General features: G+C 35.0%; 8 protein-coding genes. 7 read left to right on the top strand and 1 reads right to left on the bottom strand.

Features of this window, described 5'->3' with window-relative positions:
• The 3 genes from RT261_RS14655 to RT261_RS14645 all read left to right on the top strand — a co-directional run.
• On the top strand, window positions 1-1,971 hold a 1,971-nt coding region (locus RT261_RS14655), incomplete at its 5' end, for a 3'-5' exonuclease (protein ID WP_313133557.1).
• A 149-nt stretch (window positions 1,972-2,120) separates the two neighbouring features.
• On the top strand, window positions 2,121-2,336 hold the full coding sequence (locus tag RT261_RS14650; protein ID WP_313133555.1) for a small, acid-soluble spore protein, alpha/beta type: 216 nt from the start codon (window positions 2,121-2,123) through the stop codon (window positions 2,334-2,336).
• Window positions 2,333-3,265 carry a diacylglycerol/lipid kinase family protein gene (locus RT261_RS14645; RefSeq protein WP_313133553.1) on the top strand — a complete coding sequence of 311 codons (933 nt, stop codon included), beginning with the start codon at window positions 2,333-2,335 and terminating at the stop codon, window positions 3,263-3,265. The genes RT261_RS14650 and RT261_RS14645 overlap by 4 nt, the downstream gene beginning before the upstream one ends.
• Before the next feature lie 112 nt (window positions 3,266-3,377).
• Here the strand turns inward: RT261_RS14645 and RT261_RS14640 are convergent, their stop codons facing one another.
• Window positions 3,378-4,574 (bottom strand): ROK family transcriptional regulator, encoded by a 1,197-nt coding sequence (locus RT261_RS14640; protein WP_313133551.1) that lies wholly within the window; start codon window positions 4,572-4,574, stop codon window positions 3,378-3,380.
• A 294-nt stretch (window positions 4,575-4,868) separates the two neighbouring features.
• Between RT261_RS14640 and RT261_RS14635 the strand changes: the two genes are divergently transcribed.
• The 4 genes from RT261_RS14635 (at window position 4,869) to hslO (ending at window position 8,753) form a co-directional block, all read left to right on the top strand.
• Window positions 4,869-5,834 (top strand): FRG domain-containing protein, encoded by a 966-nt coding sequence (locus tag RT261_RS14635; protein ID WP_313133550.1) that lies wholly within the window; start codon window positions 4,869-4,871, stop codon window positions 5,832-5,834.
• Window positions 5,835-5,966: 132 nt separating this feature from the next.
• On the top strand, window positions 5,967-6,755 hold the full coding sequence (hisA, locus tag RT261_RS14630) for a phosphoribosylformimino-5-aminoimidazole carboxamide ribotide isomerase (RefSeq protein WP_313133547.1): 789 nt from the start codon (window positions 5,967-5,969) through the stop codon (window positions 6,753-6,755).
• A gap of 111 nt (window positions 6,756-6,866) precedes the next feature.
• Window positions 6,867-7,763: a class I SAM-dependent DNA methyltransferase gene (locus RT261_RS14625; protein WP_313133546.1), complete on the top strand. Its 897-nt coding sequence runs from the start codon at window positions 6,867-6,869 to the stop codon at window positions 7,761-7,763.
• 105 nt (window positions 7,764-7,868) lie between these two features.
• Window positions 7,869-8,753, top strand: a complete 885-nt coding sequence (gene hslO, locus RT261_RS14620; RefSeq protein ID WP_313133544.1) for an Hsp33 family molecular chaperone HslO — start codon at window positions 7,869-7,871, stop codon at window positions 8,751-8,753.
• The last annotated feature ends 223 nt before the right edge of the window (window positions 8,754-8,976 follow it).

The raw sequence follows: 8,976 nt of genomic DNA, 5'->3' as shown, positions 1-8,976 counted from the left end.
AGTGGTATTATATATAAAAATGAAATAAAAGAATCTAAAATAGAACATATAGGCAGTTCCCAATGTATTGAGGAAAGTAATCTAAGAGAAAATCAATTAATAGATGATAAATCAAGAGATAATAATTTAAGCAGTGAAGAGAAGAATGAGGAATATCCAGAGAAAAGTAATTCGTCAGATGAGAAAAATATTGATAACAACCAAATGGAGTTGAATTTGACAGATAGTTTAGCTGATGAGCAAGAAAATTCGAAGCAATATCAAACTGACGACTTATCCAGCAAAGAACGTATAGACGATAACTGCCATAAAGAGAGAGTTTTAGCAGATAAATTAAGGAACTTTCTTCATCAACTGGAAAGGTACCGCAATATGGTCTGTTTCTTATCCATTCATCAATTGATATTAAAAGTTCTGGAGGACACCGGTTACTATCATTTTGCAGCTGCAATGCCGGGAGGAGAAAAGCGAAAAGCCAATATTGATATGTTGGTTCAAAAAGCGGTCCAGTTTGAAAATACCAGCTATTCCGGATTATTTCATTTTGTCCGATATATTGAGAAACTACATAAATATGATATCGATTTTGGAGAAGCCACCGTTGCAGGAGAGAATGATAATACGGTTAAGATTATGAGTATTCATAAAAGTAAGGGCTTGGAGTTCCCAATTGTTTTTGTAGCGGGTACGGGAAAGGTATTTAATAATCAGGATTCCAGAGGGAAACTGTTAATCCATCCTGATTTAGGATTGGGTCCGGATTATATAGATCATAAACTAAGAATTAAAGCGCCTACTTTAGTGAAGAAAGTGATACAAAAGGAACTGGTGCTGGAAAATTTGGGAGAAGAACTAAGAGTTCTATATGTTGCACTAACCAGAGCTAAGGAGAAACTAATTATTACCGGTGGTGTGAAAAAGTTAGAAGATAAGCTGAAGAAGTGGAGCTCCATTTGTAAACAGAAAGAGAAACAACTTCTATTCTACCAGCTAAGTACGGCAGGTAATTATCTGGACTGGATTGTCCCTGCTGCCATGCGGTATAAAGGATTTGAAGAAATATTAAAAGATTATGGAGCATTTCCGGATAAAAGTAATCCATTATACAACGCTGACATAGAAATAGTAGTAAAGAAAGTTTCTTATGAGGAATTAGCCAGAGAAGAATTGGGAGATCAAGTCTTTAAAAAAGTGAATAAAGATCAACTTCTTCACTGGAATAATCATATAGTATATAATGAAAGTATAAGGAATGATATTCAGTCTCTGATGGAATATCAATACCCCTATGAGGCTGAAACCAACATACATACGAAACTTACCGTATCGGAATTAAAGCGGCTTGGGCAAATGGAAGCAGAGGAACTGGGAATGCCCTTAAAGGGAACTGAAGGGTCTATGGATGAGATACCGGTTCCAAGCTTTATAAAGCTGTCGGAAAAACCCACCAAGGCCGGAATCGGTACCCTTTATCACAGCGTATTAGAGTCTATGAATCTCTTAGAAATTTATACTTTGGAAGATGTGGAAAGATGTCTTACTAAACTGGTTCTTACAGGTAAAATCAGTGAAAAAGAGTTGGAACTGTTAGATAAAGGTAAGCTATGTGCCTTTGTGCAAAGTGAAATGGCAGACAGAATGCGCAATGCCATAAAGAATGGCAGTCTTTATAAAGAGCGTCAGTTCGTTATGGGTATAAAAGCAAATGAAATCAATAAAAGTTTCCATAGTGAAGAATTAGTATTAGTACAGGGTATTATTGATGTGTACTTTAAAGAAGGAGACCGGTGGATACTATTAGATTATAAGACAGATAATGTGGATAAAAAACATGGGGAAGAAATATTAAGAAAAAGATATAAGGTTCAAATGGATTATTATCAGAAAGCTCTGGAGCAGCTTACCGGGATATGTGTTAGTGAAAGAATAATATATTCCTTTGCCTTGGGAAAAGAAATCAAAACAACCTAACAAAAATTTACTCATAAAGGTATGAAATAAATATATCAAGGCTACACTTTATATAGCATAATTATGGAATTTTTTGCACAACTAAATTAAAAATATGGTTGTGCGAAAGAGCCATAATATGTTAATATTTAAGGAGGAAACGGCATATTATGAGTAAGAAGAAATTAGATCCGGAAAAGTTTGTTTTAAGTGAGTTAAAACCGGAGGAACAATTAAAATATGAAATCGCGGCAGAACTTGGACTTTTTGATAAAGTTATGAAAGATGGATGGAAGTCTTTATCAGCAAAAGAAACAGGTCGTATTGGCGGTATTATGACTAAGAGAAAAAAGCAGACAGGAAAGGGTGATTTAAATAAATCATGAAAAAAAAATTATTGTTTATCTATAATCCCCATGCAGGTAAAGGTAAAATAAAGAGTTGGTTATCTGACATCATCGAATTATTTGTAAAGCACGACTATGAAGTAACAGTATATACTACTTTGAGGAAAGAAAGCGGAACTAAAATTGTAGAAGACTGCCTTGAGAAAGAAACCTATGATCAAATAGTCTGTTCCGGCGGAGATGGAACTTTAAATGAAGTAATCAGCGGAATTATGAAGAGTAATGCAAATATTCCGGTAGGATACATTCCATCAGGAACTACCAATGATTTTGCTTATACATTGACTTTGCCCAAACACATGCTAAAAGCTGCGAAAGTGGCTATTAAAGGAAAAGAATTTCCCTTTGACGTTGGAGTTATCAATGGGAAATACTTTACATACACCGCAGCCTTTGGGCTTTTTACCGATGCATCTTATGAAACACCTCAAACAACCAAGAATCTATTAGGACGCCTTGCTTATTTTCTAGAAGGTGTTAAAAGGCTGCCCAATTGGAAGTCTTATAGTCTGGAAATTACTTGTGGAGATACATTTATTGAAGATAATTTTATCTTTGGAATGGTGACCAATTCTATTTCGGTAGGTGGTTTTAAAGGACTTACCGGAAAAGACGTATTATTGGATGATGGTATTTTTGAGGGGATTTTTATTAAAACACCCCAAAACGTATTGGATTTTCAGAGTATGGTTAATGATTTATTAACGGGTAAATTAAATAGCGAACACATCTGTTATTTTCCTGTAAAAGATATTCAAATTGTATCACAAGAGCCTATTCCCTGGTCTACAGACGGAGAATTCGGCGGTGAATACAATAAAATAAATATTCAAATTATAAAACAGGCATTAAGCATCATGAGAAATCATAATGAGATAAAGGGTAATCAGCCAGAAGATAAGATATAAAATATTATATAAAAAGAATAAAAAAGAATATATCAAGGGAGTAAATTCCAAAGATATATTCTTAGGGTTAATTATAAATATATAATTAAAAAGCTTATCAATAAATGAATATTTATTTTGCAGGATATCTTTTTGGTGTTTTATAATATTCGTAATTGGTATAATTAATATTGTTTATATTTAAGAAGTTTTTTATTGAGATACATATTCCTCCAAGTAAAACAGCTGAAATTCCAAGGGTAGACGGAACCAGGTTTAATTTACTTTTTAAGTTCTTATTTAATCTATCTTTAACCTGATCAATCAATTGAGGTAAATAAGTGGTAAAGGAACTGTTAATGATGATAATATCGGAATTAAAAGCATTGATCATGTTATTGACACATACTGCCATATATTTTGTAAAGGTATCTATTGTTTTCATTGCAGCTTTATCTCCATTGTTATACATAGATAAAAATTGTTCAAAACTGACCTGTTCCATGTTTTTTTCTCTGGCAAAGTCCTTTAGAAGAGACTGTTCGGAAAGATATTGTTCCAGACATCCATGGTTTCCGCAAGGACATTCTTTTCCATCTATTTCAACAATGGTGTGACCGATTTCTCCGGCATAGCCAAGGCTTCCAGTATATAAATTTTGATTGATAATAACTCCCATACCAATACCGGAGTATATCATAATACTGCTCATATTTTCATAATTGTGTAAAAAGGCTTTTTCACCTAAGACAGAAAGATTTGCTACATTTTCCAAATAAACCGGTGTTTGAAAATGTTCTTCTATTGCTCCTGCCAAATCTATATTTTTCAAGTTATAATGAGGGGTAAACTGTATGGTATTATTGTGCGTAACTCCGTGAATTCCCAAAGTAATACCGATTAATCCATAAGGAAGGACTTTTATATCCGGCTCCATATCTTCAATTAATTGAATTAAAACAGGAATCAGGTTTTCTTGTTTACCCGGAGTTTTTATCTGCCTTAAACTTTTTTCTTCTCCAATTAAATCCGTCATAATTGCAGAAATGGTTTCGATTCCTATGTCTATGCTGATAACATAGCCGGCATCCTTATTCAGACTCAAAAGGATTGGTTTCCTTCCAAGTAAAGTATCATCACATCCATTTTCCAAAACTAATTTTTTCTGTATCAGGTCCTGGACAATATTGGTTATCGTTGCTTTGGTCAGCCCTAATTTTTTGGCTATGGCTGCTCTTGAAATATATCTGGAACCAAAGATGGTTTCTAATACTAAAGTGGTATTTATGTCACGAATTAATTCTTTACTTCCGGTTATCATGGTATTCATTCCTTTATTCTTAATATGTATATAGTAACATAAAAATAGAAGAAAGAAAATAAATGCCTTTCAATTCTTTTCTAGTTTTTCAAAATAGAAAGTGACCATTTTTACATGGATTGTTTGGGGTTGTTGCAAAAATCGACACTTTTTTCATTTTTTTTCATACTATATGTATAGTACTAATCCTTCATTAAAATCTTTTCAAAAAATCATCTAGGGTTTTTATTGATTTTCTGGATTTTATAATTGGACTTAGTATAGACAATATTCTTGTCAAAGTCGTCAGAAAGGGGATAGGATATGACAGATGCCATGCATATGGAAAACATGGATTCTGAAGGAAAAAAAGTAAAAAGCACATCAGAAGCTTTAAAAATGGAAGGACAGAATATATGCGACCAGAAACAAACCAATAAGGTACAGGAAGTATTTCGGGTAAAATCTGTGGCCGAATATCTGGAAGCAGTAGATATAATATTTACCACCTTATGCAACATTAATCAGGGAAGTAATTGTCAATTATGGTATCGGGGCCATGCCCAGGAATCCTTTGACTTGCTGCCTACCATTACAAGAAAGAGGAGTGGGTTACAGCTAAATCCATTATTTGAAACTGCTTTTTTGTCCAAATTTAAATCCTCTGCTATAGCCTATGTAGAAAAGCTTCCTAAATTTCCTTTAAATGATGATATAAATGCTTATTGGAACTGGCTTTTTATATTAAGGCACTATGGACTGCCTGCCAGAATATTAGACTGGAGCAGGGATGCCCTAACCGGTTTGTTTTTTGCAACAAACCCTGAGGATCCAGGTTTAACACCGGGGGTGGATGCAGCAGTTTGGCTGCTGAATCCGGTAAAATTAAATGAAAGTTTTTCCTTTCACAGTTTTTTAAAGCCCGGGTATATTCCAAGTGTGGAGGAACCATCCTTTAACCTATTTTTTGGACCGGAAAGTGATATACTAAATACGTTAAAACCGGCAGCGGCCATCGGACCTTTAAATACTACCAGAATTGTAGCTCAAAGAGGCACATTTACCGTATTCCCTAGAGTAAAAGCACTTCTTGCATTGAATAAGTTTGAAGATTCGGATAAGTATCTGACAAAAATAATTATTGATCACAAAAGTATAAGTAAAATTCAGACCCAACTAAGACATTATGGCATAACCAGACTGGCATTGTATCCAGATATGGAATCCATAGCCTCAGAAGTGTTTCAGGAAGTCATTGATGAAGGCATCAATACCACGGAAATAGATTAGAGGCGGCAGGAGATACCAGATATCGTCAGCACTTCCAATACTCTTGCGGTTTTATGTGAATTATGTTATTATTTCCACGAAAGCAGATTCCAAATTGTATCTGCAGGGAAAAGGATTAGATTGGAGTCAGAAATGAAATTCAGACCATGTATTGACATTCATAACGGAAAGGTGAAACAAATAGTAGGAGGCAGCCTGCTGGACCAACACAATCAGGTGAAAGAAAACTTTGTGTCCCAGCAGGAGGCCGATTATTATGCCGCTTTATATAAGAAAGAACATTTAAAAGGCGGACATATAGTGTTACTAAATCCCAGTAATACAGCCTATTATGAAGAAGATTGCATTCAGGCAGGAAAGGCTTTGAAAGAATATCCGGGAGGTTTTCAGATAGGGGGAGGAATTACCCATGAGAATGCTGCCGGTTTCTTAAATATGGGGGCTTCCCATGTTATAGTCACTTCCTTTGTTTTTAAAGATGGTAAGATTCATTATGAGAATTTGGACAAGCTGGTTCAGACAGTTGGAAAAGAGAAGCTGGTTCTGGATTTAAGCTGCAGAAAAAAAGATGGAGTTTATTATATCGTAACAGACCGCTGGCAGAAATTTACCCAAGTTAAGGTGAATCCGGAAACCCTGAATGAATTGGCAGCCTATTGCGATGAATTTCTGATCCATGCTGTAGATGTGGAAGGAAAATCTTCCGGAATTGAAGCAGAACTGGTTGCTTTACTTGGCAGCTGGAAAGGAATCCCCATTACTTATGCCGGGGGAGTTGGTAGTTATGCAGATTTAGAGGAATTGTATAATCTGGGTAAAGGACACCTTGATGTTACCATTGGAAGTGCTTTGGATTTATTTGGAGGCTCCATGGAGTATAAAAAAGTGATTGAGAAGATACATCAGTTGGGTATACAATAAATAAGATAGAATGGAGCTTAGATTGAAAAAAATTTTCAACCGAGAATTTGTGCGGTGGCACAAAATTGCTTCTTTATTAAATGGCGCTAAAGCGCCGGAATTGAGGTTACTATGCAGGCGTATACTGGATTTGCGCAGGTTTATGATATATTTATGGATAATGTACCCTATGATGAATGGGTGAACTATCTGGCTGGATTATTGCAGGAGTATGGACTACATTCTGGTTTAGTTTTAGAATTAGGATGTGGGACAGGCTCTATCACCAGAAGGCTGGCAGCAAAAGGGTATGATATGATTGGCATTGATATCTCAGAAGAAATGTTAGAAATAGCCAGAGACCTGGAATATAACCAGGATTTTGAGCCTTCTGAGGATTTCATGGAAGCATATGAACTGCAAGAAAGAAACAATATTCTTTATTTACAGCAGGATATGCGTGAATTTGAGCTATATGGCACTGTTTCAGCGGTTGTCAGTATTTGTGACAGTATGAATTATATTACATCGGAGGAAGAGCTTCTAAAAGTATTTCAATTGGTTAATAATTATTTGGATACGGGAGGAATCTTTATCTTCGATATGAATACGGTTCATAAGTACAAAGATATATTAGCAGATAATACATTTGCAGAAAATAGAGAAGACTGTAGTTTTATATGGGACAATTATTATTATGAAGATAAAATGATGAATGAGTATGATGTAACTATCTTTGTGAAAGTGGATGAAGAGGCTGAAGATGAATTAGAAGCAGATGAGAAGGAAACTTTAAAGGAAGAATGTGATAAAACCAGGGATTCTTCCGTAAGCTTTTATGAGAAATATGAAGAACTTCATTATCAGAAGGCATATACCATAGATATGGTTATACGGTTAATTGAACAGGCCGGTATGGAATTTGTAACAGTATATGATGCCTTTACCCGTAATTCACCGAATGAAGAAAGTGAGAGAGTTTATTTTGTTGCCAGAGAAAAGCATCAGGAGAATAAACTATATATTTAAAAATGAGAATAGGTTGAAAAAATATTATTTCAACCGGCAATTTGTGCTTGAGTACAAATTACATTCATTATCCTAAGGCGCTAAAGCGCCAGAATCGAGGTTATTATGTCAGATTATATAGTAAGAGCAACAGCTGCAGAGGGACAGATTCGTGCATTCGCAGCTACAACAAGAGATTTAGTGGAATATGCAAAAAATATTCATAATACAAGCCCAATTGCTACGGCTGCATTGGGTAGATTACTTACCGCCGGCTCTATGATGGGAAGTATGATGAAGGGAGATGATGACCTTCTTACCCTTCAGATTATTTGCGACGGACCAATAAAGGGAATTACAGTAACAGCAGATGCTCAGGCAAATGTGAAAGGCTATGTCTATAATCCAGAGGTAATGCTTCCACCTAGTCCAAAAGGTAAACTGGATGTGGGAGGGGCCGTTCAAACAGGTATATTAAATGTAATAAAAGACATGGGATTAAAAGAACCTTACGTGGGACAAACAGAATTAGTTTCGGGAGAAATTGCAGAAGACCTGACTTATTATTATGCAACCTCCGAGCAGGTACCTTCCTGCGTTGCTTTAGGTGTATTAATGAACAAAGATAATACGGTAAAACAGGCAGGTGGATTTATTATTCAGTTATTGCCATTTGCAGATGAAGCTGTTATTGATCAGCTAGAGAAAAAAATAAGTGAAATTAATTCTATTACTGCACTTCTAGATAAATATGAAACACCTGAGGTTATACTGGAACACATACTGGGGGATTTTGGACTGGAAATCTTAGATAAGATAAATACTCAGTTTTACTGCAATTGTACCAAAGAAAGAGTTGAAAAAGCTATTGTAAGTATAGGAAAGAAAGATATTCAGGAAATGATAGATGAAAATGAACCTATCGAAGTAAATTGCCATTTTTGTAATACCAACTATCATTTTAGTGTGGATGAATTAAAGAAAATCGTGAAAAGAAGCAGACAGAATTAGAGTGGAGAGGCCTGAAAAATCCATTACGGTGGATTGCAAAGAACATGATTTAGCTGTAAATGCAAGAAAACCATAGCCATGGTATTAACCTTTTATGGATAAAAATCTTGTTTATCAATGTTTGCTATAATAAATGTTTATAATTTAGATGAAAAATAATAATAAGTAAACCCGTTGCTTAAATATGAGAGTCAGTTATAATATAATTGAATAAATTGATGTG

The sequence above is a fragment of the Anaerocolumna sp. genome (assembly GCF_032079385.1).
Lineage (GTDB): Bacteria > Bacillota > Clostridia > Lachnospirales > Lachnospiraceae > Anaerocolumna.
This window is presented reverse-complemented; position numbering and strand designations above follow the sequence as displayed.

What these genes read in the sequence shown, in the direction of transcription:
- RT261_RS14650 (WP_313133555.1), top strand. Translation starts at nt 2,121, where the DNA reads ATGAGTAAGAAGAAATTAGATCCGGAAAAGTTTGTTTTAAGTGAGTTA.
- RT261_RS14645 (WP_313133553.1), top strand. Translation starts at nt 2,333, where the DNA reads ATGAAAAAAAAATTATTGTTTATCTATAATCCCCATGCAGGTAAAGGT.
- RT261_RS14640 (WP_313133551.1), bottom strand. Translation starts at nt 4,574, where the DNA reads ATGAATACCATGATAACCGGAAGTAAAGAATTAATTCGTGACATAAAT.
- RT261_RS14635 (WP_313133550.1), top strand. Translation starts at nt 4,869, where the DNA reads ATGACAGATGCCATGCATATGGAAAACATGGATTCTGAAGGAAAAAAA.
- hisA (WP_313133547.1), top strand. Translation starts at nt 5,967, where the DNA reads ATGAAATTCAGACCATGTATTGACATTCATAACGGAAAGGTGAAACAA.
- RT261_RS14625 (WP_313133546.1), top strand. Translation starts at nt 6,867, where the DNA reads ATGCAGGCGTATACTGGATTTGCGCAGGTTTATGATATATTTATGGAT.
- hslO (WP_313133544.1), top strand. Translation starts at nt 7,869, where the DNA reads ATGTCAGATTATATAGTAAGAGCAACAGCTGCAGAGGGACAGATTCGT.